Below are 23,188 nucleotides of genomic sequence, written 5' to 3'. Positions count from 1 at the left end.
CGACACGTCAGTGCGGCGAAGCCAGTGCCGGGAAGATCGGGAACTTAATGCTCCGAACTCGAACGAGGTCGGACTCGAGGAGGCCTTAGCGCCTACGACACCATGCGCCTGCCGCGTCTCCTCCGCACCACGCCGTTCCGGCTGACCCTGCTGTTCCTGGCCCTGTTCGCGGCGGCCGCCAGCGCGTTCCTGGGCTATATCTATGTCGCCACGGCCGGCGAGGTGAACCGCCGCGCCCAGGCCGAGATCAGCCGCGAGTTCGAGAGCCTGGAGACCGCCTATCGCCAAGGCGGGGTCGACGCCCTGAACCAGGCCATCGTCGAGCGCGCCACCGGCGAGCGGCCGTTCCTGTATTTCCTGGCCGATAAGAGCGGCAAGCGGATCTCGGGCTCGATCGAGGAGTCGCCGGTCGCCAACTTCACCGGCGATGGTCCCACCTGGGCCAGTTTCAAGGTCACGGAGACCGACATGGACGGCGCCGAGGTCAAGGCCGCGGCCAAGGGGGTCCAGCAGCGGCTGGAGCACGGCGAGATCCTGTTCGTCGGGGCCGATGTCGACGCCTCGGAAGCCTATGTCCGCAAGATCGTCCGGGCCCTGTGGGGCGCTGGGGCGCTGGTCATCCTGCTGGGCCTGGCCGGCGGGGTGCTGATCAGCCGCAATGTCAGCCGCTCGATGCAGGGGCTTGTCGATGTGGTCAACGCGGTGCGGGCCGGCGATCTGCACGCTCGGGCCAAGATCCGCGGCGCGCGCGACGAGTATGACGAACTGGCCGAGGGCCTGAACGACATGCTCGATCGGATCGAGCGGCTGATGGGCGGTCTGCGCCACGCCGGCGACGCCATCGCCCACGACCTGCGCTCGCCGCTGACCCGCCTGCGGGCGAGGATGGAGGTGGCCCTGATCGACGCCGAGAACGGCAAGGGCGATCCCTTGGCGGCGCTGGAGACGGCCCTGGCCGACGCCGACGGGGTGCTGAAGACCTTCAACGCCGTGCTGGCCATCGCCCGGCTGCAGGCCGCCGGCGCCGCGCCGGATCAGAAGAGCTTCGACGCCTCGGAGCTGGCCAGCGACATGGCCGAGCTCTACGAACTGTCGTGCGAGGACAAGGGCCTGGACTTCAAGGCCGAGATCGTCCCGGCCCTGACCATCAAGGGCAATCGCGAATTCCTGGCCCAGGCCCTGGCCAACATCCTGGACAACGCCATCAAGTACACGCCCGAGGGCGGCGCCATCATGCTGCGCGCGCGCCGCACGTCGTCGGGCGAGCTGGAGTTCTCGGTCACCGACACCGGGCCGGGCGTGCCCGAGGCCGACCGGGCCCGCGTGGTCCAACGCTTCGTGCGCCTGGAGAATAGCCGCAGCGAGCCCGGCGCGGGCCTGGGCTTGTCGCTGGTCCAGGCCGTCGCGGCCTCGCACGGCGGGCGGCTGGAGCTGGCCGAGGGGCCGGGCGAGTACAACGGCATGGGCCCGGGCCTGCGGGTGGCGCTGGTGCTGCCGCGCGTGGAGTAGGCGAGGCCGAGCGCCCCCTCCGTCACGCTGCTTCGCATCGCGCCACCTCCCCCGCTCCGCGAGGGAGGAGGACGACCATCCTCCCCCGCGCACGGGGGAGGTGGATCGGCGCGGATACGCGGCGAGACGGAGGGGGCGCGACTACCGCTCGACCCGCACCCAGGTGATCGCGCCGCTGTAGGGATCCATCTGGGCCGCCATCTGGGCGCCGAGATCCGTCGGCTGGGGTCCGCGCGGCGCGATGCTCCAGACCAGCGCCATGGCGGCGACGGCCAGGAAGGTGACGGTCAGGAAGCCGGCGATGTCGCGCGCCAGGCTCGGCTCGCGCTTGTTCAGCAGCGAGACCCGCAGGATCAGCGGATGCGTGGCCCAGCCGCAGGCCAGCGGCGAGACGGCCGCGCCCATCTGGGCCTTCATCAGCGCCTTGGCGTAGTCGGCGCGGATGTCCGAGCGCAGGGCCACGACCGTGGCGTCGCAGGCCAGTTCCTGATCGACGCGGATCAGGCGCGTGGCCAGGGCGATCATCGGATTGCACCAGCCCAGCACGCCGATCGCGGCGATGACGAGGTTGGCGATCGGGTCGCCGCGATTGATGTGGGTGCGCTCGTGAAGCTGGATCATCGCCCGCTCGCGATCGTCGAAGCGCTGGGCGAAGTCGGCCGGCAGCACGACGCGCGGCCAGAGGGCGCCGACGACGGCGGGACCGGCCAGGCCCTGGTCGACGCGGCGGCGGAACACGTGCTCGCGCAGGGTCAGGATCGCCGTGGCGATCGCGCAGCCGGCCAGCCACAGCAGGATCAGCTTGCCGGCCCAGACGCCCAGCGGACGCGCGGGCGAGCCGAAATCCAGGGTCTCGGCCAGGCTTGGGAAGAAGGCGGCCGCGGCGGCGGCGGGGACGATGATCCACAGACCATAGGCGCGGCGCGGCCCGAAGGCGCCGCGCGCCAGCGGCCGCAGAAGGATCACCAGCAGCACGGCGGCGGCGGCGGCGATCTGAGCCCGGATCAGGGCGAGGGCGAACAGCTCGGTCATGGTCTGCGGCGTTCCTGGCCTTCTGGGATCCGATCGTTACAACTGTAATTTCCCGCGTCAAGCCGGTCTCCGCGCGGCGGCGCGACGACTTGTCGACGACCCCGCGCCGGGCCACGGTGCCGACATGACTCGCGCGCTCGCCGACCGCCTCGCCCCCTGCGGCCCCGTCCTCGACGCCAAGGCCGCCGAGCGGGCCCACGAGATGATCGCCAAGCGGGTCGGCGAGGGCATGGCGTCCGTGGACCTGGTCTGGCCGGCCCTGGCGCCGGTGTTCGCCGCCTCGCCCTATCTGGCGGGTCTGGCGCGCCGCGATGGTCGCCGCCTGCCGATGATCCTGGAGGGGGATCCCGACCGGATCCTGGCCGCCATCCTGACCGCCGCCGAGGCCTTGGCGGCCGAGCCGGACTTCGAGACCGCCCGGCGGCGGCTGCGCGAGCTGAAGGCCGACCTGCACCTGCTGACGGCCCTGTGCGACCTGGGCGGCGTCTGGGATCTGGACGCGGTGACCGGCGCCCTGACCCGCTTCGCCGACGCCTCGCTGAAAGCCGCTTTGGCCCAGGCCGTCCGCCAGGAGGTCGATCGCGGCGCGCTGACCCACGTGGGAGAGGGTGAGGACGGTCCCGCGCCCGGCCTCTTCTGCGTGGCCATGGGCAAGCACGGCGCGTTCGAGCTGAACTATTCCAGCGACATCGACTTTTCGATCTTCTACGCGCCCGACAGGTTGCCGGTCGCCGAGGGACACGAGCCCCAGGCCGTGGCGGTCCGCATCGCCAACCACCTGGGGCGCGTCCTGCAGGAGCGCACCGGCGACGGCTATGTCTTTCGCATCGACCTGCGCCTGCGCCCCGACCCATCCTCGACGCCGCCCGCCATGCCGGTGGACGCGGCCATGGACTACTACGAGAGCGTCGGTCAGAACTGGGAGCGCGCCGCCCACATCAAAGCCCGGGTCGCGGCTGGCGACTTCGCCGAGGGACAAGCGTTCCTGGAGCAGCTGCAGCCGTTCATCTGGCGGCGAAACCTCGATTTCGCGGCCATCGCCGACATCCATTCGATCAAGCGCCAGATCCACGCCTACAAGGTCGATGACCGCCTGACCGCCAAGGGCGCCGATCTGAAGCTGGGCCGGGGCGGCATCCGCGAGATCGAGTTCTTCGTCCAGACCCAGCAGCTGATCCTGGGCGGCCGCCAGCCGGACCTGCGCGGCCCTCGAACCCTCGACGCCCTGGCCGCCCTGGCCGCCGCGGGCCATGTCACGCCCGAGGACGCCGCCTGGCTGACGGGCGCCTATCGCGACCTGCGGGCCCTGGAACACCGCGCCCAGATGATCGCCGACGACCAGACTCACAAGCTTCCGGAGTCGGACGCCGAGCGTAAAAAGGTCGCCGCGCTCTGGGGGCAGGATAACCTGCGCAGCTTCGACGCGACGGTCGGCAAGATCCTGAAGGGGGTAAACCTGCGCTACGGACGGCTGTTCGCCGGCGAGGAAGCGCTGTCCTCCCGCTTCGGAAGCCTGGTCTTCACCGGCGTCGAGGACGATCCGGAGACCCTGGCCACCCTGAAGCGCATGGGGTTCTCCAGCCCCGAGCGGATCGCCGCCACCATCCGAAGCTGGCACCACGGGCGCATCGCCGCCACCCGCACAGAGCGGGGCCGCGAGCTGTTCACCCGCTTGGCGCCGCGCCTGCTGGACGCCGCCAACGCCTCCGGCGCGCCCGACGCGGCCTTCAACCGCTTCGCCGACTTCTTCGCGGGGCTGAGCTCGGGCGTGCAGATCCAGTCGCTGTTTCTGGCCCAGCCGCGCCTGTTCGAGCTGATCGTCGAGGTCATGGCCTTCGCGCCGCGCCTGGCCTCGACCCTGGCCCGCCGGCCCACCGCGCTGGACGCCCTGCTGGATCCGGCCTTTTTCGGCCCGATCGAGACTCCGGCCGTCGCCCCCTGGGACCCGGCCGATTTCGAGGGGGCGATGGACGCCGCCCGCCGCCTGTTCCGGGATCAGAGCTTCCGCATCGGCGTGCGGGTGATGAGCGGCAGCGCCGACGCCCGCGACATCGGCCGGGCCTTCGCCGAACTGGCCGACCTGATCATCGGCGGCCTGGCGCCGGCGGCGCTGAACGAGGTCGAGCGGATCGGCGGAGGCTTCCCTGGCGAGGTCGCCGTCGTCGCCCTGGGCAAGGCCGGCTCGCGCGAGATGACCGCCAAGTCCGACCTCGACCTGATGACCCTTTACGCCGCCGACCCGCGCGACATGTCGTCGATCAAGGCCTGGGGCGCCGAGACCTTCTACGGCCGCTTCACCCAGCGCCTGGCCTCGGCCCTGTCGGCGCCCACGGGCGAGGGCACGCTTTACGAGGTGGACCTGAAGCTGCGCCCCTCGGGAACCAAGGGGCCCGTCGCCGTCAGCTTCGCGGCCTTCGAGGACTATTATGAGCGCGAGGCCGAGACCTGGGAGCTGCTGGCCCTGACGCGCGCCCGGGTGGTGTGGGCCAGCTCGCCCGCCTTCAAGGTTCGCGCCGAGGCGGCGATCGAGGCGGCGCTGCGCCGGCCGCGCGACGCCAAGAAGACCGCGGCCGACGTCATCGAGATGCGTGAGCTGATGGAGCGCGAGCGGCCGGGCAAGGGCGACTGGGACCTGAAGCTCGATCCCGGCGGCCTGGTGGACATCGAGTTCGCCGCCCAGTTCCTGCAACTGGCCCACGCCGCCCAGGACGGTCCTCTTCGCCAGAATACCGGCGAGGCCCTGGCGGCCTTGCGGGCGGCGGGTCTGGCCGATGATGGCGCGCTGGCCAGGCTCGAGGCCGCCTGGCGGCTGGAGCAGGACCTCTCTCAGCTGATCAAGGTGGCGCTGGAGGACGGCGCGGACGTCGAGGCCGAGCCCAAGGCTTTCCGGACCCTGCTGGCCAGGGCCGGTCACGTCGGCCAGTTCAAGTCTCTGAAGCCCAAACTGGCCAAGGCCAAGGCCGAGGCCCGCGCCGCCTATGCGGCGATTGTCAAGGCGTCGGGCTGAGAGTCGTCGTCGACCGCGACGGAAAGGGCGATCTCGCGCGTTAAGGTCTCCGAGGGACGGCCGCCAACCGCCTAGGAGATCTTGCATGGGTATTCGAATTCTGACCGTCGTGGGCGCCGTGCTGGCCCTGGGCGGTCCGGCCCTGGCCCAGACGCCATCGACGCCGACCGCCGCCGGCATGACCCTGCAGCAGTTCGAGGCCGCGAACGGCGACAAGTGGTTCGCCCGCGTCGACGCCAACAAGGACGGCAAGATCTCGCCCGAGGAGTTCGAGGCGTTCCGCGCCAAGAGCGCCAGCGACGGCGCCGACGCGGCGGCCAAGCCGTCGGACAAGGCCAGCAAGCGCGCCGCTCGCATTTTCGCGCGCTTCGACGCCGACCACGACGGCTTCATTTCGCGAAGCGAGGCGAACGCGGTCCTGGCCTGGCGGTTCAAGCGCATGGACGCCAACAACGACGGCGTCCTGTCGCTGGAAGAGTTGAACGCCAAGCCCGGTAAGGCCAAGGTCGGGATCTGATGACGACGTGCGTGGCGGGTTGAGGTTTGTCGTCCGACGGGAACGATCCCGACGAGGGCTTGCTGGCGGGGGTGGGACGGGGCGATCCGACCGCCGTTCGCGCCCTGCTGGACCGACGCCTGCCGCGCATTCTGGCCCTGGCCCGGCGGATGCTGAACGATCCGGGCGAGGCCGAGGACGTGGCGCAGGAAACCTTCCTGCGCGCCTGGAAGCAGGCTCGGAGCTGGAAGCCGGGCGGCGCGAAGTTCGATACCTGGCTGCACCGCGTCGCGCTCAATCTGTGCTACGACCGGCTGCGCAAGCGTCGCGAGACGCCGACCGACCAGCCGCCCGAGCAGGTGGACACGGGGCCCGCGCCGGATGCCGGCTTGCTGGGCGCCGACCTCTCGCGGAGGGTCGAGTCGGCCCTGGCGGCGCTGCCGCCGCGCCAGCGAGAGGCGATCGTGCTTTGCCATCACCAAGGCTTGGGCAATATCGAAGCCGCTGGCTTGATGGAAATCAGTGTCGAGGCGCTGGAGAGCTTGCTTTCACGCGGGCGTCGGGCGTTGAAGGCCGCGTTGGCCGATCTGGCGGGCGAGGCGTGATGGCGGCGACGGACCGAAAGGAGGTGTGGTCATGATGTCACTCGAGAGGTTCGAGGACCTGGCCGAGACCTATGGCGGCGAAATCGCGCGCTGGCCCGAGGCCGAGCGCGAGGCCGCGCGCGCCCTGTTGGCCGTCGAAGCGGTCCGGCTGACGCCGGTGCTGGTCGCCGCGGCCCATCTTGACCGCTTGCTGGACCGCGCGCCGGCCCAGGCGCCGGACTCGGCGTTGCTGGGGCGGCTGATCAGCGCCGCGCCGACCGCCGCGCCCTCGTCGCGGCGTTGGATCGCCGGGCTGTCGGCCGCCCTGGGCCTGTCGGCCGCCGCCTTCGCTGGCGTCGTGGTCGGGGTGTCCATGGGGCGGCCCGCCGCCGCGCCGCCGGCGGTGGTGACGGTCGCGTCCGCCGCCGAGCCGGCCGCCGTCGTCACCACGGCCGTCGACACCTCCACCGCTCTCCAGGACGCGATCTCGGAGCACTCCGACCTATGACGTCCTCGCGTCCGCTGATCATCGGGCTGGCCGTTTCGGCGGTGATCAACGTCTTCCTGATCGGCGGACTGGCGGGGATGACCTATGTCCGACTGACCACACCGCCGCCGCCCGCCGCGGCGAGCCCGACGGCGGCGCCGACCGCCCCCGTCGCCGCGTCGATCCCGCCCGTGGTCCCCGCGCCGCCGAAGAACGCGACCCCTATCGCGCCATCCGTTCCGGCGAGCGCGCCTCAGGCCAAGCCCCACAGGGTCGCGTCCGCCAGGGTCGAGCCGCCGCCGGCCAAGGCCGCGCCGCCGCCCGTGGTCGCGCCGCCGCAGCCCGCGCCGCCGCAACCGGCCCCGCCCACGCCCGGCCGACCCTCGCTGGCCTCGGCGGGCGACGTGCTGTCCCCCGAAAGCCGCAAGGCGTTCCGAAAGGCCCTGGGCGACGCCAACCAGAAGAACCGCGCCCTGTCGCAGCAGGCCCGCGCCGAGCGGCAGTCGGCGCTGAACGCCCTGGGCCAGCCCGGCTACGACGCGGCCGAGGTCTCCAAGCGGCTGGCCCTGGCGCGCTCGCTGGATCTGCAGGCCCGGGCCAATGTCGAGGCGGCCCTGGCCGCCTTCGCCGCGACCTTGCCGCCGCCCGAGCGCGTGGCCCTGGCCGACGCGTTGGAGGAGGTCTACGCCCCCGCCCGGGTGGGCGCGCTGCCCAGCCCGAACTGATTTTCGCGGGGGCGCGTAACCAAACGGCGGCCCGGCCCGTATCTAGGATGAGTTTCGCTTTCGGAGCGCTTCCATGCTGATCCGCCACGCCCCCGACCTGACCGACAACGACGTCACCGACCATGGCCTCTATTTGAAGCGCCGCACCTTGATGGCCGGTTTGGCGGGTCTTGGCCTGGCCGGCGCGGCCAGCGAGGCGCGTGCGGGCCTGGCCTACACGAAGGGCTTTTCGACCACCGAGAAGCCGACCTCGAAGGACGACATCACCACCTACAACAACTTCTATGAGTTCGGCGTCGACAAGAGCGACCCCTCTCAGAAGTCGGGCCGCTTCAAGCCGCGCCCGTGGACGGTGCGGATCGATGGCGCCTGCGAGGCGCCGCGCACGGTCGCGATCGAGGACCTGATCGGCAAGAACAGGCTGGAGGAGCGCATCTACCGGATGCGCTGCGTCGAGGGCTGGTCGATGGTGATCCCCTGGATCGGCTTTCCGCTGAAGGATCTCCTGGCCACCGTCAAACCAACGTCCAAGGCCAAGTTCGTCGCGTTCGAGACGGTGATGCGGCCCTCGGAAATGCCTGGCCAGAGCTGGAACACCCTGGAGTGGCCCTATCGCGAGGGCTTGCGGATCGACGAGGCGATGCACCCGCTGACCCTGATGGCGGTGGGGCTGTATGGCGACGTGCTGCCCAATCAGAACGGCGCGCCGCTGCGGCTGGTCGTGCCGTGGAAGTACGGCTTCAAGGGCGCGAAATCGATCGTTCGGATCAGTCTGGTCGAGAAGATGCCGGCCACCTCGTGGAACAAGTTGGCCGCGCGTGAATACGGCTTCTATTCCAACGTCAATCCGGCGGTGGACCATCCTCGCTGGTCGCAGGCCACCGAGCGCCGCATCGGCGAGTTCCGGCGTCGCGAGACCCTGCCATTCAATGGCTACGGCGAATGGGTGGCCGATCTCTACAAGGGCATGGACCTGAGGGCGAACTTCTGATGTTCGGCCCCATCCCGTTCTTCCCGGCGAATGCCGGGACCCAGTTTCGGGCAGAGCTTGTGTCCCGTCTGGCCCGTCCCAGCCTTATGATCTGGGCCCCGGCGTTCGCCGGGGAAATCGGGTTTGGGGTTGGCGCGTGAATCAACCGACCAAGCGCAGGAAGCGCCCCTCCAAGCTCCGGGACAACCTGGTCTACGCCGTCGTCTGGCTGGCCTGTTTCGCGCCGCTGGTCTGGCTGGCGTGGAAGGGGTTCAACGGCGCGCTCGGCGCCAATCCGATCGAGGCCCTGATCCGCCAGCTCGGCGTCTGGGGCCTGCGTCTGCTGCTTGTCGGCCTGGCGATCACCCCGGCGGCGCGGATCTTCAAGCAGCCCCGGCTGATCCGATTCCGACGCACCGTCGGCCTGTTCGCCTTCAGCTATATCCTGCTGCACCTGCTCAGCTATGTCGGCGTCGACCTGTTCTTCGACTGGAACCAGCTGTGGAAGGACATTCTCAAGCGTCCGTTCATCACCCTGGGCATGTTGGCCTTCGTGCTGCTGATCCCCTTGGCGGTGACCTCGACCAATGGCTGGATCCTTCGGATGGGACGGGCCGCGTGGTCGCGGCTGCACCGGCTGATCTACGTCATCGTCCCGCTGGGGGTGATCCACTACTACCTTCTGGTGAAGGCCGACCACCGGCCGCCGATCGTCTATGGCGCGATCCTGGCGGTGCTGTTGGGTTGGAGGATCTGGGCGGCGCGTTCGGCGCGCCTGCGGCTCTAGAGTCCTGTTTTCGTAGCGCTTCGGCGGAAAGCCGGCGTCCACTTTTCCGCGCGCGATTCCCTAACGCGGCTGCCAGGTCGAGCGGTTGAGATAGGGGCCGCTATAGGCCGCCGGCTGAGGCTGAGGCTGAGGCTGAGGCTGAGGCTGAGGCTGGGGCTCGCGGGGCGCGCTGGGCGGCTGCGTCGTGGCCACGCGCCGGGCGCCAGGATCGAACGGCTGAGGCTTTGCCGGAAGGCGCGCGCGGTCGGCTTCGGGCAAGCATTGCGGAGCATCGATCTTGTAGAGGCTGGACGCGAAGTCATAAACGCTTCGCTCAACAAGCGTTCTGACGGCGAGCTGTATGGGCTCCAATTCGCTTTTTCCGACCGAAATGTCGAAAACGTTCCCGTTCAGGAAATCGAAAATTCCCGGCTTTATTTCCTTGCCGATCGTCTGCTTTTGATAGGACGTGACCCTGACCACTTCCTGAGACCTCGAATTGATCATTCTAAGGTCTAGCGCCACGTTGATGATGTAGTTGCCGGCGCTGAACGATCCCTTGGCGCCGCCCGTTCCGACGTCGCCCACCCGGGCGTCGATGCCGGAAGAGTGGATGTTGTAGTTCAGCTCGGTGACACCGCCGACGATATAGTAGTCCGAGCCCGCGATCTGGCCCGCGAGAATGCGGCGATAGTTGTCTGGATTCTCGCCGGCGGCCTGAGGATTGTCCGACAGCTCATGCGTCTTGGCGTAGGCCAGTTCGATATCGGAAACGGATCGGTCCGCGCGCTCGACCAGGCGGATCCCCGCGCGTTCCAGGGCGGTCACCGCGAACAGGGTCGAGCCCTGCGAAACCTTGGCGCCGGTGTCGAAGTCCCGCTTGCCGGTCAGATCCGAGATCGCGCCGACGGCCACTCGCGGCGGCGTGACGCCCGCGCTCGCCGCGCGATCGCGCAGGCAATAGAGCGAGGCCGAATACTGCGTCGGATTGATCGTCGCGGGCGCGCCGCCGATCGGCTTGGCGTAGAGGCCCGTGACCGGGTCGGCCTTATTGTAAGAACATCCCGAAACCAGGATGGTCAAAAGGCTCAGCGCCACGCGCGTCGCCAAGCGCCGCGAGCGAGGCTTTCGGCTTAGCGAGTCGTCTTCGCAAAATACTCTTTGGGCGGAGTCTTGCATTCATCTTACGTCTATGGGCGCTGTTATATTCATAGGCGCGATATCTTAAGATAGCTTATCGAGGTTGTCCGTTCGCCGAGGCTTGATAGGCCAGATCGGCGGGCGTGGGACCTTGAGGCTCGGCGCCGGGAGACAGGCAGGCGCTCTTGACCGTCTGGCCATAGAAGCCGGCCGTCAGTTCGAAAACGCCGCGCTCGACCAAGGTGCGAACGGCCGCCTGGATCGGCTCCATGCCGCTGCGGCCGCCCGACAGGCTGGCGCCGACCTTGTCGCCGCCGCCGTTCAGTCCAAGGTTCAGGCTCTTGCCGATCAGTTGCTTCTGATAGGAAACCGTATCGATCACTTCCTGGGTTCTGGAGTTCACCAGGCGCAGATCGATGGCCACGTTCAGCACGTAGCTCTGTTCGGTCACATTGCCGCGCAGGCCCGTCGCCAGACGGTTGCCGACCGTGGCGTCCACGCCGGACGAACGGATATTGTAGTTGAGCTCGGTCACGCCGCCGACGATGTAGTAGGACGAGCCCGCGATCTGGCCGGCGTAGATCCGCCGATAGTTATCCGGGCTCTGGCCAGCGAGTTGGGGATTGTCCGACAGCAGGTGCTGGCGCGAATAGTTGAGCTCGATTTCCGCGACCGAGTTGTCGAGGCGTTCCACGACGGGAAAGCCGGCCTTGGTCAGGGCGGTGATCGCGAACAGCGAAGCGCCCTGGCTAATCTTGGCGCCGGTGTCGAAATCGACCTTTCCGGTCAGGTCCGAGACCCGTCCCACCGAGATTCTCGGCAGCCGGGTATTGCTGCGGTGCGAGGCCAGACAGCTCAGGGCCGCGCTATAGGCCGTGGGATTGCGCGTGGCCGGGGCGTCGCCCAGCACCGGAGCGTAGTTTCCATCGAGATTGGCGGCCGAGGCGCCGGAAGCCGAGGTCGCGGCGACCAGCGCGGTCAGCAGGGCGATCACCCTGTGCGTCGACTTCTGTTTCGGCATGGAACACCCGTTCGAAGGACTGATACTCAAGAGGCGGAATTGCACGAACCGCGCCATGCTCAAGCTGTTGGATAGCGATCCGCGACCCGCCTATTGGCCGGTGGACTGCGTGACTTTTTCATTGAGCACGGCGGTCGCCGAAACGGCGCCGTTGTTGATCTGGGTGCTATTGAGCACGACGGTGTTCCAGGAGCCGCTGACCTGGATATTGACCAGGTTGCCGATCGCCGAGGCGTTGGCGGCGCTGGTCGAAGCGGCTCCGCTCTGGAAGTAGTTGGCCCCCGAAGCGGCCTTGCTGGAGTCGGTGTTCACGGCGCTGCCGCCGCTGCCGGTCTGGATCAGACCATCCATCACGACGCGGTTGCCGTTGGCGTCGCGCGTGGAGGGGTTGATCGGTTGGCTTTCCAGCGCGCGCCGATTGCCGTAGCCAGCTTCGTACCCGCCGACCACGCTGCTTTGCGCCAGCGCCGCCGTGCTCCAGAGGCAAGTCGTGAGCCCAGCGGCGGCCAGGATCATCGTGCTGATTTTCTTCATGTCGCGGTGTCCTGCGATGGGAGCCCGGAGACTCGGCCCCGGCGATCACCGGCCCCCGGAGGGGCGGTCGCGATGGGCGACCGCCTCTGGCGAGATCCGATGATCGACGGGGTTGGACGATCGGATTTCGGACTTAGAAGCCCTTGACGCTGACGGTGTTGCCGATCGCCGAGGCGGCGGCGGTCAGGGCGCCGGTGACGGTGTTGACGTTGACATTGGCCACGGCCGAGACCGGAGCGGCGTGGGACACCTGGCTCAGGGCGGCGGTGGTGAAGTCGCCGTTGATCGAGGCGTTGTTGTTGACCGCCGTGGCGGCGACATCGACCGCGCCGTCAACGTCGCCGAGCTTGGCGTTGAGGGTCGCCGAGGGGTCGCGGTTGGAGACGGTCTGGTTGATGACGGCGGCGCCCATCTTGTCGATGGTCAGCGAGGTGTTGTTGGCCATGGCGGTGCTCTTCAGCGACACGTCGCCGGTCACGTCGGGCAGCTTGGCGTTCAGGGTGGCGTAGGCTTCGCCTTCGAAGGTCTGGTTCGAGGTCACGCCGCTGGCCGCGCGGCCGGTGGCTTGGAAGTTGTTGGCGACCGCGGTGGCCGCGGCGTCGACGCCGCTCAGGGCGTGGTCGACGGTCAGGTTCAGCGCGCCGCTGACAACCGCGTTGGTGCCGTTCCAGGTTTGCGCGTTGGAGATGCCCTTGGTCGGCAGGACATCGTAGCACGGGTCGGTCGGACGGCACGACGTGGTCGTGGCGTTCGGGTCCGTGGTGGTGGTTTGAGCCGAGGCGTAGCCGCCGACGACGGTCAGGCTGAACGCGCAGGCCGCGCCGAGAATCTGCTTCTTCATAGTAGTACTCCCCGAAAGTCTCTTCGCCGGGATGGCGATCGAGATGCCGGTGGGGGAGCAATTTGGCGGCCAAACTCGCCGATTAAGCCGCATGAAGGGCGTTAAGGAATTGGTAGTTGTATAATTTCCTGTTTTCGAACCTGTTTTCGCATACGGGTTTTAAATCTTAATTTTCGTTAGACTATTTCGTTTACGCCGCCGTGTCTCCGAATGGCGATCCCGTGATCGGTCAATGTCTCGAATTGACGCGGGTGGCATCGCCGAAAGCGGACATGCATCGAGGCCGAAGTCGGGGGAGAAGGGCGCCGCCCCGCTCCCCCTGACGCCTATTTCAAAGACTTCGCATAGGCCTGGGCCTGGCCGATCAGGCGCAGCACGTTGCCGCTCCAGATGGCCTGGATGTCGGCGTCGCTATAGCCCTCGGCCTTCAGACGCGCGGTGATCTTGGGCAGGTCCGCGACGTCCTCCAGCCCCTCGATTCCGCCGCCGCCGTCCCAGTCGGCGCCGACGCACACGGCCTTGGGACCGGCGATCTTCAGGGTGTGCAGCATGCTCTCCATGAAGATGTCGAAGTTGGCGCGCACGGGCGGGTACTGCTTGTCGACCGCCACGCGCTTGGCCATCCAGGCCTTCACGTCGGCCTCGGTCGCGTCTTCGCGCGGCGGACGCGGGATCGCCGCCAGCGCGGCCTTGCGCTCGGGGCTGTCGACGCTGGCCTTCAGATAGACCGTGTTGATGCAGATCGCGCCGCCGCTGTCGGCGATCTTCTTGATGCGGCTGTCATCCAGGTTGCGGGGATGGTCGAAGACGGCCCGGGCACCCGAGTGCGAGGCCAGGATCGGCGTCTTGGAGAGCAGCACCGCCTGGTCGACCACGTCGTCGCTGGCGTGGCTGACGTCCACCAGGATGCCCAGACGGTTGGCCTCGGCCAGCCAGCGCAAGCCCAGCGGCGAGAAGCCATGCCAGATCGGCTTGTCGGTCGAGCTGTCGGCGAACTGGTTGTCCCGGAAGTGCACCGGCCCGGCCAGGCGCACGCCGGTCTTGTAGAAGGTCTGCATCAGGCTGAGGTCCTCGCCCATCGGCCAGGAGTTCTCGATGCTCTGGAAGACGAAGATCTTGCCCGCCTTGTTGATGCGGACGGCGTCCTCGGGCGTGTAGGCCAGCTCGAACTGGTCTGGGTGGGCGGCGACCATCTCGCGGATCTCGGTCGCGCGGTTGAGGGCGAAGTCGCGCGCCTTCTGATAGCCGGCCTCGGTCAGGTCGCCCTGGGCCGTATAGATCGCGAAGAAGCCGCCGTCCAAGCCGCCCGCCTTCATGCGCGGTAGGTCGACCTGGGTGCCGTCCTCGGTGACGACGTGCCGGTCCAGCATCGACCAGCCCGGCCGCGAGAAGTGCTCGGGCGTGTCCAGGTGGGTGTCGAGGGTCAGGAAGCCGTCGTGCAGCGCCTTGATCGCCTTTGTCACGCCGCTTGGGGGAACCTCGCCGGGCTTTTCAGCAGCCTTCTTGTCGGCGGCGTGGGCCATACCGCCCAGCAGGGCGGCCGAGCCAAGGAGGACGGTGAGCAGACGACGCATGGATGACTCCGGAGCAAAAGCAGGCGCGCCGACGCTCTAGGTTTCGTCGAGGGGCGTCAAGCCGAGGTCCGGATCGAAAGACCGCCTGGGCTTAGGATGCATCAACTCAGATCAGCCCCAGCGCCTTGAAGCTGGCCACGCCCTCGCGGCCGACGACCAGATGGTCGTGGACGGCGATCTTCAGGGCCTTGCCGGCCTCGACGATCTGCCGGGTCATGTCGATGTCGGGCCGCGACGGCGTCGGGTCGCCGGAGGGGTGGTTGTGGATCAACCGCGTCGCATGCGGTAACCTATTGAATTAATGATGGTTTCTGGTAATGCCCGAGGGGGCGGGGGTATGAGTTTGGGGTCGGTAGATCGTGAAGTTGCGTGACATTCACTTTCGTTCAGCCTCTGTCTCAATGAGTTTATGCGAAGCACGGCAGATCACGAGATTCTTTTTGTCCCAATCCTCGAGTCCAGGCACGGGGTAAAGCACCGACTTGCCGATTTTGATGTATGGCGGACCGACGCGCTGTGCTCGCCAATTGCGAAGGGTGCCGACAGAGATCTGACCGCGGTATCGCTCGGAGACCTCTTCGGTGGTCAGAAATTTCTCTTCGGCCATCTGCACCTCCGTCGTAAATCCAAGACTATGACCCGGGATTTGGTCACCGGTCGCGCATCGAGCGGAAGCCTGCGCATGTCTCCGTCACATTGTGGAGGTGCTCGTCCCGGCTTGTCACGATGGCGCACGAGCAAGATGAGAGTTGATGCGGCTTGTGGGAAGTCGTTGTTGATTGCGATGGGGCCGCAGGATGGGCGAGGTTAGAAATCGGATGGCCATCGTACGAGACATGCCACCCGGACCTCTTGGCCCATCCTGCCTTCACGCCAATCGGTCGGCGCCGATCCGTGATATTGCGTGTCTTGGGGGCGGCCTCGTCAGCCTACCCGGCCGCATTCGAGAAGAGATTGCCTAGCGGCGCAACTTATTTAGACTTATTCGGATCATTATGAGGATAACCAGAGCGAAGGTGGCCAACGTCGCAAATATCGTGGCCTTTCCCGTAATTACCTCGTACCCACATACAATCGAGACGATGACGGACAATGTAGCCAAGGCAATGTAACTTGGAATCGGGCGCTTTATGGCGGCAATAACGACGACGATCATGGTGAAAAGATTTGCAACAAGCGTTATTTGCGTAGCACTCACTGTCGAATCCCTATCGTGATCGCTTTCATCTTGTTGCGCTGGCTTGCTGAGAATGCACAGGCGCTGAGGGATGAGGCGCTCTTACCTGCTCGCCGTATCAGACCACTTTAGGCGTGCTCATTCTCTTGAAACTCCGATGAGATTCCCGCGGCGCCAGATTATGCGGCATGACATCGTTATGCCGGCACTCGGTACGTCCAGCTCAAACTTGTCCGGGATGTGGATCGAGGGCTCGACTTCGAGACGGGCGCCGGACTCCGAAACATTTCGCACCATGCAATTGATGACCGAGGATTGCTGATTGAAAATTATTCGGCCTGCGAGGAGTGTGCGCCGGCGCGGAGAGTTGCGGCGATCGTTTGCAGGGACATCCCGCCGACCGCTGGAATTGTTTATCGGATTGCTCATGTATCGAGCAGCCTCAAACGTTCAGAGAGCCTATGAACTGTCGAGTGCCACCGTTCATAGGGTTGCATTGATTTCAATTCCTTCCCGCGATTTAGCTAGCCCTCCCGAGGGCACCAAGTCGTATACCGAGGTATATTGTGCGGTTGTATGCGAACCGCCTGTGCGAGAAGAGCGGTCGAGGTTGCCGTGCGTGCCAATACCAGGCCCGGAAACCATGATGACCTCGCACAAGATGGCAGCTTTCCGCCTTGCGGCGCCTCATCGAAATGCAAGCTTGAATCCCCAGGCGCGAATGCGATGTGCAGCTCGGAGCGTTGCCTTGGTAAAGCGTGCGTCGACCAAGCGGCGACGGTACAGCCACAGCGTTGCATGACAGAGACGGTCCGCACTCGCCAGCACGACGCCTGCCAGCCAAAGCTGTAATCGGACGGGGCGACGGCCTGCTCGGGCGCGCCGGCCCGTGTTGCCGGAACGTCTTGGTGGCTCGCGGTCGTAGAAATCTGATCCAAGGGAGGACCGCGCCAGTCGCTGGGCGGAATCGAAACCGTCGCGCGCGCACCGTTGTGGAACTGTATTCGGGGTGTTGACCTGAGCTGTACAGAGCGTGCGTAACTGTGGCTCAAAGAACGAAAATAGCGCTTGCCTAGTGCCGGTCGCTAAGTTGCGCGCAATACGAATATAGCTGGTCATAACATGCTCCCAAAGTGCGGGATGCGTCGCCAAATTCAAGGCGCGACTCTGTGTTGCTTACGGTGTCTGGTCGGTTTTCGTCTAAGTTGGGTCATCGAGACTGAACAGATCGGTGGTTTCGTGGTAGGCAAAGACCTCCGCGTATCGTGCCCATTGCGTCACTGCCTTAAGTGTTCGGCTGGCGTAGCTTTCGGACATGAAGTCTTCGAGCTCGTCGTGAAAACGCCGGGCTTGGGATTTGTGACTTGGGCGATCGTCGAGGACGCGCCGGATGTGTGCGGCCAGGGGCACATAACTGAGAAGCTGCTGCGCAAAGATCTTCTTGCGTTCATCGACATCGGCCAGTGCATAGCGTCTGCCCGCCGGAAGAAGTTTGATGTCCCCACCTACCAATTCGGCGAAGCGGAGCAACTGCAGAACCTCTGCTATCGGAAATAGATCGTCGGTCTCATAGAGGAGACCGCTCGCAAGTTCGGGCAGATCGGCTCGGCCGTTATTGGGTTCTGCATTTATGGCCTCGATCAGACCGGCCAACGCATTCGTCGAAACAACAGGAAGAGCCATCCCTATGCCGGATCCCGGAAAGAGGCCGTCTCGGGGCTGACTGTCGTCGTTCTTTTGCGTCATGCGGACGTAGATCTGTTCGACCAGCGCACGGAAGGTCGGGTCCTGTCGGTTGCGTGGCTGCGGAATCTCCACCTTGATTTCGCCGATGACGCGCCCGGGATTTGAGGAAAAGAGCAAGATGCGGTCACACATCAGCACCGCCTCTTCGATATTGTGGGTGACGATCAGGATCGATTTGAATTGGCATGCGCCCTTCGGACCAAAGGTCGAGAAGATCCGTGCGCAGCGTTTCCGCGGTTAGCACGTCAAGGGCAGAGAATGGTTCGTCCATGAGCAGGATGTCCGGATCGACAACCAATGCTCGCGCCAAGCCGACGCGTTGGCGCATGCCGCCCGACAGCTCTTTCGGATAAGCGCTTTCGAAACCGTCCAAGCCGATGAGGTCGATCGCCGCCAACGCGCGCTTGCGTCGGTCAGTCGGGGGCACGTTCTTCGCCTCGAGGCCGACTTCAACGTTCTGTAAGACCGTGAGCCATGGAAAAAGCGCGAAGGTTTGAAATACCATCGAAACGGTGGCGCGCTGTCCGTCTTCGATTTTGGGAAACTCAATGACGCCCTGTGTCGGCGTCACGAGGCCGGCAATGGACCGGAGCAGCGTCGATTTGCCGGAGCCGGATCGGCCGAGCAGCCCGACGATTTCATTCTCTTTGAGGGTGAGATCAACGTCGTCGAGGACCAGCAAATCGGGTCCCCCGGACTTTCCGTAGACCTGGCGGACTTTCTGCACTTCGACTAAATTGCGGCTCTCAATGACAACCATGAACTGATCCTCCTCTTAATCGAAGCGCAGCCGGCGCTCGGCGTACCGATAGAGTGGGCGCCAAAGCGTGCGATTGAGGGTGACGACGAAGGCCGACATCACGACGATGCCGACGGCGACCCGCGGCAGGTCGCCAGCAGCGGTCGCGTCGGCGATGAAGGAGCCGAGACCAGTGGCCTGCAGACGTTTGTCGCCCCAGGAAACGGATTCGGCGACGATGCTGGCGTTCCACGACCCGCCTGACGCCGTGAGCGCGCCGGTCACGAAGTAGGGAAAAATGCCGGGCAAGGCGACTTGGCGCCACCATTGCAGGCCGCGCATGTTAAACGTCCGCGCCGCTTCCCTCAGATCGTTAGGAAGTGCGCTAGCTCCAGCAATGACATTGAAGAGAATGTACCATTGCGTGCCCAGAATCATGAGCGGCGAAAGCCAGATGTTCGGATCAAGCCTCAGCCCGATGATGATCACGACCGCGAAGGGAAACAGCACATTGGCCGGGAAGGCGGCCAGGAATTGGGCGACGGGTTGCAGGCGCTCGGACCAGGTCGGCCGTAATCCGATCCACACGCCGATCGGCACCCAAATGATGCTGGCGATCGCAATGAGGACGGCGACGCGAACCAAGGTCGCAAAGCCCAGGCCAACAATTGATATGATGTCCGCCGCTGTCAGGGATGTCGAAATAAAGCGCAGCAGCCAGAGCGAGGCGCCGAAGCAGACCACGGCGATGAAACCGATCCAGAGGCCGTCGGGGACACGAATGATGTGTTTATTGGGGTGGAGCGTTTGACGTCGAGGTGGGGCCGACCAGCTCAGCGCACTCAGGGTTCGGCCAGCCACCAGCAGAAGCTCGATGATCGACGGCAGAAGGCGCGTGCGGCGTGCGAGGTCGTATACCCAGGAGCGCGGTCGTTCACGCGACGCGGTTTGCTCGAATCTGAACTTGTCAGCCCAAGCGACGATTGGCCGGAATATGAGCTGGTCGTAGAGGACGATGACGACGGCCATTGCGAAGACTGCCCAGGCGACAGCGCCGAAATCTTTCCGCTCAATTGCGAGCGCCAACCAGGAGCCGATACCGGGCAATGCGATCGTCGTGTTGCCAACCGCGATCGCTTCCGAGGCGACAACAAAGAACCATCCTCCCGACATCGACATCATGGCGTTCCAGACCAGACCTGGCATGGCGAACGGAAGCTCGAGGCGCACAAATCTGCGCCAGGACGAAAAGCCAAACTGCCTGCTTACCTCATCGAGATCCTTCGGGACCGTGCGAAGCGACTGGTAGAAGCTGAACGCCATGTTCCAGGCTTGGCTTGTGAAGATCGCAAAAATCGCGGCGCACTCGACCCCAAGCTGGCGCCCAGGAAACAAGTTCATGAAGAACATGACGGTGAACGTCAGAAAGCCGAGCACCGGAACCGACTGTAGAATGTCGAGAGCAGGAACGATGATCAGTTCGGCTTTGCGGCTCTTTGCTGCGAGGGTCGCAACAGTCAGAGTGAATATCAGAGATGCCGCAAGTGCCCCGAACATGCGCAGGGTCGAGAGAAGCGCATATTCAGGAAGGTGCAGGAGCTGAAGGTCGACGGGCGCGGCATTGAGAGCCGTCAGCGGTTGGCGCATTTGGCCAACCCCGACGATGACGAGCAATGCGATGACTAGCAGAAGGGCTATGGCGGCGAGGTCTGCCCAACTTGGCCCGGCGAGACGAGGCGCCAAGCTCCTATCGAAATGGCGGTGTTTGCCGTCACTCCTGGAATGAAAGACCATGGCGCCCTCGTGTCAGCCGTGCCGGCCGTCACGAGCGAGCTCTTGTCTAGGCTCGGCGAAACGTCCGTGGCGGCGTAAGCTGTCGACTACCGTCGTTCGGCATCGTTCGGTTTCCTAGAACTGCTCAAGCGAGGCTAGACGATTCCCGCCAAGCAGATTTGCTGTGTCTATAGAGTGCGATCGTTGTTTGCGCTACTTATACCCGGAGGCGTTCTTCGCTCGAAAAGTGTCTGAAGAATATACTCGGGTATATTCGGCGTGGCGCTTTGGCCGTCCGCCGCGCGGATTCGCCGGTGTTCAGCGCATCGTAGTCCAGCCGCTCAATGCAAGAGCAAGAAACGCGACGGCTTCGTGCCAGTAGTTCAGGCGCGCGAGCGTCCAGGCCTCACGACGCACGAGCGCCAGACCAATGCAGATCATGCCCGATAACGCCGTCAAAGCGACGAAGGCGTAACCGAACCCCCATCGCGACGGTATTTGCGCAAGGGCAAAGACGAGAAGTATTGCGAGCTTTAACGCAAAGCGCTTCACGACGTAGCGGATGCTCGGACTATCAGGTTCTCGTGGCCAAGCCTTGATCTTATGGTTGTTGATCGTCGTTGTTTCGATCCCGTTCAAAAGCCTGGGAACGAGTCGGCCGCTCGGCCCGAATAGCGAGGTGATCGCCGCTCGGCCGGTCGAGGTGAGTTCAAGCGTATATTGGTGTTCAACAACGAGGCCTTCGCGAGTCAGCTCTTGCTGACCGAGTTTTCGGACGTGAGCGTCGCCAATATAATCGGTGATCTCGTCGTATCTCAGAGTATCGCCGGCGCTCTTGTGGAGCTGTGCGAACACCGCCAGGATCGCTTGGGCCCTATGTCCTAACGTGGCGGTGTGGGGCACGATCTCCGCCCTTTTCTTCTCGGAGGTACGACTCCGATAGAGCGTTGCGACAAATCAGCTCGTCGCACAACTATCCTCGGGTATATCGAGCAGCAGCGATCCGACCGTGGCTTCTTCTACCGGAGCTCCGCGGGTCCGCTTCTCATCCTTTCCAGTTTCTCTGACATGCGTCCGAGGTCGAGCATGGAATTCGCCTGCATCTTCGTCATGATTTGCCGGCGGCAGACCTTAACGGTGATTTCGCTAAGGTTGAGTGTTGCCGCAATCTGCTTCGTGAGTTGACCCTTTGTAATCAGATCCATCACCTCTCGCTCGCGATTGGACAGCGATTGGTATCGAGCTTCCAATTCGGCATTCATCTCGAGCGCGTTACGGCGCATACGACTTTTCGCCAAGCCGCCGTTGATGGCGTCGAGGAGGTCCTGATCCCTGAACGGCTTTGTCAGGAATTCGATGGCGCCAGCCTTCATGGCGCGGACAGACATGGGAATGTCACCGTGCGCCGTGACAAACACGATCGGAATTTCAGCGTGAGACTTCGCTAGCTCGACTTGAAAATCCAGCCCGTTTTCGCCCGGCATGCGGACGTCCAAGACCATGCAGACGGGTGTCTCCGGAATCGACCAGCGCAAGAATTCGGCCGTAGAGGAGAACGCCACGACGTCGAACCCTTCGGATTCACATAGATTGCTAATGGCTTTCCGGACGGACGGATCGTCATCCACGATCGCCACGGTTGATTTCTGAGTGCGGGTGGCTGGAGCGCCGAGGTTCATTGGTTTGCCTCCTGAGTCCCAGGCAGCGTGAAGTGGAAGGTGGCTCCTGAAGGCTCGCCCTTTTCGGCCCAGATGCGGCCATGATGAGCTTCAATGATCGAGCGGCAGATCGAGAGACCGATGCCCATGCCCCCGGTCTTCGTCGAAAAGAATGCATCGAAGATCTGATTGACATCAGTCGTAGTCAGTCCGCCGCCGGTGTCCTCAATGCTGACCTCGACGCCACTCGGCCGTGTCTTGCGTGATCTAATGCGAATTTCTCGGGGGTCTGCTTGTGCAGCACCGATTGCGTCGATGGCGTTGACGATGAGGTTGAGAACGACTTGCTGTAATTGGATTCGGTCACCGAAGACGCTCGGCAGGCCGTTGTTAAGTTCAGCTCGGACCACGATGCGGTTTTCGTTCAACTGAGACTGGATGAGGACAAGCACCTCTTGTATCACCGCGTTGATGTCGACCCATGCGTTTTGGGGTTCAGCGCGTGTGGTCAGGGCTCTAATTCGAGCGATAATCTCACTCGCGCGCCGTGCGTCCTCGACGATGCTTTCGATCGAACTCGTGACCTTCTGCGGATTTGGCGGCTCACTGCGGATCCAGCGTGTGGCGGCATTCGCATTCGTGATGACCGCCGTCAGGGGTTGGTTCAGCTCGTGAGCGATTGAGGCGGAAATCTCGCCAAGTGTTGTCAGACGAGCCACGTGGGCGAGGTGCGCTTGCGCGCGTTCAGCCGTCTGGCGGGCGGTCTCGGTAGCCAGCGCGAGGTAAGCAGTTGCTGCGATCGCAGTCAGACTGATCGACGTGTTGATGACACCGAGACTGAAGGTGCTCCCGGCGGTTGGAACATAGCTCACGATGGTAAGTACGGCGCTGAGGATGCTGAGCGCGGCACAGCCTAGCGACACGAAGATGACGCCTTGTTTCCGGCAAAAGCGCAGGGACAGGAGGACGACCACGACCTGGAGGCTCGCGGCCGCGATTTCGTAGGGTGTGACCGTGTCGAAAATGAAGATGGCGATGGCGAGTGCTGCCGTGAAGATCGGTAGCATCGGCGAGAAGAGGGCCTGTGGTCGCGGGTCCAGGCGGGAGACAAAGTATGCCCATGGCCGAGCAAAGCGGCGCGCCCGGTTCGGGTGTGCGGGCGCGTTCGGCTCGTCAACGCCCTGAGCTTTGGCGTGAGGCGGCATCATTACGTCACCTAAGATATGTTCGCAGGACACTGACCAACTCGTCCGCGGCGTTTCGCTCGCTCTGGCTGGGCGCGCGGTTGGGGTCGACCATGTGGGTGCGGATGTGGCCGTTGATAACTTCCGCCATGATTCCGTTGATCGCTCCGCGGGTTGCAGTGACCAGGCGCATGACGTCGTTATAGGCTTCGTCGGCGATTGTAC

The 23,188-nt window shown here is 64.8% G+C and carries 23 protein-coding genes and 2 pseudogenes; 8 read left to right on the top strand and 17 right to left on the bottom strand.

Features of this window, described 5'->3' with window-relative positions; all coding sequences use genetic code 11:
* Positions 1-102: 102 nt before the first annotated feature.
* A complete protein-coding gene (gene uczS / locus OR37_RS12785) occupies positions 103-1,509 on the top strand; it encodes a two-component system sensor histidine kinase UczS (protein ID WP_004620447.1) in 1,407 nt (468 codons plus the stop codon).
* A gap of 9 nt (positions 1,510-1,518) precedes the next feature.
* Here uczS and OR37_RS22150 read toward each other — a convergent pair.
* Together OR37_RS22150 and OR37_RS12780 are read right to left on the bottom strand one after the other, a co-directional pair.
* Positions 1,519-1,646, bottom strand: a pseudogene (locus OR37_RS22150) (hypothetical protein); the annotation flags it as partial.
* Positions 1,647-1,650: 4 nt separating this feature from the next.
* A complete protein-coding gene (locus OR37_RS12780; protein WP_004620445.1) occupies positions 1,651-2,541 on the bottom strand; it encodes a M56 family metallopeptidase in 891 nt (296 codons plus the stop codon).
* A gap of 124 nt (positions 2,542-2,665) precedes the next feature.
* Here OR37_RS12780 and OR37_RS12775 point away from each other — a divergent pair, with 124 nt between their 5' ends.
* The 7 genes and pseudogenes from OR37_RS12775 (at position 2,666) to msrQ (ending at position 9,597) form a co-directional block, all read left to right on the top strand.
* Positions 2,666-5,548: a bifunctional [glutamine synthetase] adenylyltransferase/[glutamine synthetase]-adenylyl-L-tyrosine phosphorylase gene (locus OR37_RS12775; protein WP_004620443.1), complete on the top strand. Its 2,883-nt coding sequence runs from the start codon at positions 2,666-2,668 to the stop codon at positions 5,546-5,548.
* 85 nt (positions 5,549-5,633) lie between these two features.
* Positions 5,634-6,065, top strand: a complete 432-nt coding sequence (locus OR37_RS12770; RefSeq protein ID WP_004620440.1) for an EF-hand domain-containing protein — start codon at positions 5,634-5,636, stop codon at positions 6,063-6,065.
* A 26-nt stretch (positions 6,066-6,091) separates the two neighbouring features.
* Complete coding sequence (locus OR37_RS12765; protein ID WP_004620438.1) at positions 6,092-6,649, top strand: RNA polymerase sigma factor; 558 nt, start codon at positions 6,092-6,094, stop codon at positions 6,647-6,649.
* Positions 6,650-6,680: 31 nt separating this feature from the next.
* Positions 6,681-7,136 (top strand): hypothetical protein, encoded by a 456-nt coding sequence (locus tag OR37_RS12760; protein ID WP_004620436.1) that lies wholly within the window; start codon positions 6,681-6,683, stop codon positions 7,134-7,136.
* Positions 7,133-7,840 carry a periplasmic heavy metal sensor gene (locus OR37_RS12755; RefSeq protein ID WP_004620435.1) on the top strand — a complete coding sequence of 236 codons (708 nt, stop codon included), beginning with the start codon at positions 7,133-7,135 and terminating at the stop codon, positions 7,838-7,840. The genes OR37_RS12760 and OR37_RS12755 overlap by 4 nt, the downstream gene beginning before the upstream one ends.
* A gap of 73 nt (positions 7,841-7,913) precedes the next feature.
* Positions 7,914-8,831 carry a protein-methionine-sulfoxide reductase catalytic subunit MsrP gene (gene msrP / locus OR37_RS12750; protein WP_004620433.1) on the top strand — a complete coding sequence of 306 codons (918 nt, stop codon included), beginning with the start codon at positions 7,914-7,916 and terminating at the stop codon, positions 8,829-8,831.
* Positions 8,832-8,954: 123 nt separating this feature from the next.
* Positions 8,955-9,597 (top strand): annotated as a pseudogene (gene msrQ / locus OR37_RS12745) (protein-methionine-sulfoxide reductase heme-binding subunit MsrQ).
* A 60-nt stretch (positions 9,598-9,657) separates the two neighbouring features.
* Here the strand turns inward: msrQ and hfaB (OR37_RS12740) are convergent.
* The 15 genes from hfaB (OR37_RS12740) to OR37_RS12685 form a co-directional block, all read right to left on the bottom strand.
* A complete protein-coding gene (gene hfaB, locus OR37_RS12740; RefSeq protein ID WP_165570608.1) occupies positions 9,658-10,674 on the bottom strand; it encodes a holdfast anchoring protein HfaB in 1,017 nt (338 codons plus the stop codon).
* Positions 10,675-10,810: 136 nt separating this feature from the next.
* Positions 10,811-11,737: a holdfast anchoring protein HfaB gene (gene hfaB / locus OR37_RS12735; RefSeq protein ID WP_004620425.1), complete on the bottom strand. Its 927-nt coding sequence runs from the start codon at positions 11,735-11,737 to the stop codon at positions 10,811-10,813.
* 90 nt (positions 11,738-11,827) lie between these two features.
* The gene (gene hfaA, locus OR37_RS12730; protein WP_004620422.1) at positions 11,828-12,271 is read right to left on the bottom strand and encodes a holdfast anchoring protein HfaA; all 444 of its coding nucleotides are present in this window, start codon (positions 12,269-12,271) and stop codon (positions 11,828-11,830) included.
* A 133-nt stretch (positions 12,272-12,404) separates the two neighbouring features.
* On the bottom strand, positions 12,405-13,112 hold the full coding sequence (locus OR37_RS12725) for a hypothetical protein (RefSeq protein WP_004620421.1): 708 nt from the start codon (positions 13,110-13,112) through the stop codon (positions 12,405-12,407).
* Positions 13,113-13,438: 326 nt separating this feature from the next.
* Positions 13,439-14,686, bottom strand: a complete 1,248-nt coding sequence (locus tag OR37_RS12720; protein WP_004620418.1) for a dipeptidase — start codon at positions 14,684-14,686, stop codon at positions 13,439-13,441.
* Between the two features lie 106 nt (positions 14,687-14,792).
* Complete coding sequence (locus OR37_RS21070; protein ID WP_004620417.1) at positions 14,793-14,957, bottom strand: JAB domain-containing protein; 165 nt, start codon at positions 14,955-14,957, stop codon at positions 14,793-14,795.
* Positions 14,958-15,062: 105 nt separating this feature from the next.
* Positions 15,063-15,293, bottom strand: a complete 231-nt coding sequence (locus OR37_RS21065; protein WP_004620414.1) for a helix-turn-helix domain-containing protein — start codon at positions 15,291-15,293, stop codon at positions 15,063-15,065.
* Between the two features lie 708 nt (positions 15,294-16,001).
* On the bottom strand, positions 16,002-16,292 hold the full coding sequence (locus OR37_RS22410; protein WP_012047213.1) for a PilZ domain-containing protein: 291 nt from the start codon (positions 16,290-16,292) through the stop codon (positions 16,002-16,004).
* A gap of 771 nt (positions 16,293-17,063) precedes the next feature.
* Positions 17,064-17,741: an AAA-associated domain-containing protein gene (locus OR37_RS22145; RefSeq protein WP_004620413.1), complete on the bottom strand. Its 678-nt coding sequence runs from the start codon at positions 17,739-17,741 to the stop codon at positions 17,064-17,066.
* Positions 17,734-18,369, bottom strand: a complete 636-nt coding sequence (locus OR37_RS22140) for an ABC transporter ATP-binding protein (protein ID WP_004620411.1) — start codon at positions 18,367-18,369, stop codon at positions 17,734-17,736. The genes OR37_RS22145 and OR37_RS22140 overlap by 8 nt, the downstream gene beginning before the upstream one ends.
* Before the next feature lie 15 nt (positions 18,370-18,384).
* Positions 18,385-19,995, bottom strand: coding sequence for an ABC transporter permease (locus OR37_RS12705; protein WP_004620408.1), 1,611 nt, complete (start codon positions 19,993-19,995; stop codon positions 18,385-18,387).
* Positions 19,996-20,439: 444 nt separating this feature from the next.
* A complete protein-coding gene (locus tag OR37_RS12700) occupies positions 20,440-21,024 on the bottom strand; it encodes a hypothetical protein (protein WP_012047210.1) in 585 nt (194 codons plus the stop codon).
* Between the two features lie 116 nt (positions 21,025-21,140).
* On the bottom strand, positions 21,141-21,800 hold the full coding sequence (locus OR37_RS12695; protein WP_004620406.1) for a response regulator transcription factor: 660 nt from the start codon (positions 21,798-21,800) through the stop codon (positions 21,141-21,143).
* On the bottom strand, positions 21,797-22,987 hold the full coding sequence (locus OR37_RS12690; RefSeq protein ID WP_235046580.1) for a sensor histidine kinase: 1,191 nt from the start codon (positions 22,985-22,987) through the stop codon (positions 21,797-21,799). Before OR37_RS12690 ends, OR37_RS12695 begins: the two co-directional genes overlap by 4 nt.
* 4 nt (positions 22,988-22,991) lie before the next feature.
* A partial coding sequence (locus OR37_RS12685) for a metal-sensing transcriptional repressor (protein ID WP_004620402.1) occupies positions 22,992-23,188 on the bottom strand: 197 nt, incomplete at its 5' end.

The organism is Caulobacter vibrioides OR37, assembly GCF_000372645.1.
In the GTDB taxonomy this organism is placed as follows: Bacteria; Pseudomonadota; Alphaproteobacteria; order Caulobacterales; family Caulobacteraceae; genus Caulobacter; species Caulobacter vibrioides_E.
This window is presented reverse-complemented; position numbering and strand designations above follow the sequence as displayed.

Excerpts from the sequence above, each read along its gene's own strand:
- uczS (WP_004620447.1), top strand. The coding sequence starts at position 103 with ATGCGCCTGCCGCGTCTCCTCCGCACCACGCCGTTCCGGCTGACCCTG.
- OR37_RS12780 (WP_004620445.1), bottom strand. The coding sequence starts at position 2,541 with ATGACCGAGCTGTTCGCCCTCGCCCTGATCCGGGCTCAGATCGCCGCC.
- OR37_RS12775 (WP_004620443.1), top strand. The coding sequence starts at position 2,666 with ATGACTCGCGCGCTCGCCGACCGCCTCGCCCCCTGCGGCCCCGTCCTC.
- OR37_RS12770 (WP_004620440.1), top strand. The coding sequence starts at position 5,634 with ATGGGTATTCGAATTCTGACCGTCGTGGGCGCCGTGCTGGCCCTGGGC.
- OR37_RS12760 (WP_004620436.1), top strand. The coding sequence starts at position 6,681 with ATGATGTCACTCGAGAGGTTCGAGGACCTGGCCGAGACCTATGGCGGC.
- OR37_RS12755 (WP_004620435.1), top strand. The coding sequence starts at position 7,133 with ATGACGTCCTCGCGTCCGCTGATCATCGGGCTGGCCGTTTCGGCGGTG.
- msrP (WP_004620433.1), top strand. The coding sequence starts at position 7,914 with ATGCTGATCCGCCACGCCCCCGACCTGACCGACAACGACGTCACCGAC.
- hfaB (WP_004620425.1), bottom strand. The coding sequence starts at position 11,737 with ATGCCGAAACAGAAGTCGACGCACAGGGTGATCGCCCTGCTGACCGCG.
- hfaA (WP_004620422.1), bottom strand. The coding sequence starts at position 12,271 with ATGAAGAAAATCAGCACGATGATCCTGGCCGCCGCTGGGCTCACGACT.
- OR37_RS12725 (WP_004620421.1), bottom strand. The coding sequence starts at position 13,112 with ATGAAGAAGCAGATTCTCGGCGCGGCCTGCGCGTTCAGCCTGACCGTC.
- OR37_RS12720 (WP_004620418.1), bottom strand. The coding sequence starts at position 14,686 with ATGCGTCGTCTGCTCACCGTCCTCCTTGGCTCGGCCGCCCTGCTGGGC.
- OR37_RS21065 (WP_004620414.1), bottom strand. The coding sequence starts at position 15,293 with ATGGCCGAAGAGAAATTTCTGACCACCGAAGAGGTCTCCGAGCGATAC.
- OR37_RS22410 (WP_012047213.1), bottom strand. The coding sequence starts at position 16,292 with ATGAGCAATCCGATAAACAATTCCAGCGGTCGGCGGGATGTCCCTGCA.
- OR37_RS22145 (WP_004620413.1), bottom strand. The coding sequence starts at position 17,741 with ATGTGTGACCGCATCTTGCTCTTTTCCTCAAATCCCGGGCGCGTCATC.
- OR37_RS22140 (WP_004620411.1), bottom strand. The coding sequence starts at position 18,369 with ATGGTTGTCATTGAGAGCCGCAATTTAGTCGAAGTGCAGAAAGTCCGC.
- OR37_RS12705 (WP_004620408.1), bottom strand. The coding sequence starts at position 19,995 with ATGCGCCAACCGCTGACGGCTCTCAATGCCGCGCCCGTCGACCTTCAG.
- OR37_RS12695 (WP_004620406.1), bottom strand. The coding sequence starts at position 21,800 with ATGAACCTCGGCGCTCCAGCCACCCGCACTCAGAAATCAACCGTGGCG.
- OR37_RS12690 (WP_235046580.1), bottom strand. The coding sequence starts at position 22,987 with ATGATGCCGCCTCACGCCAAAGCTCAGGGCGTTGACGAGCCGAACGCG.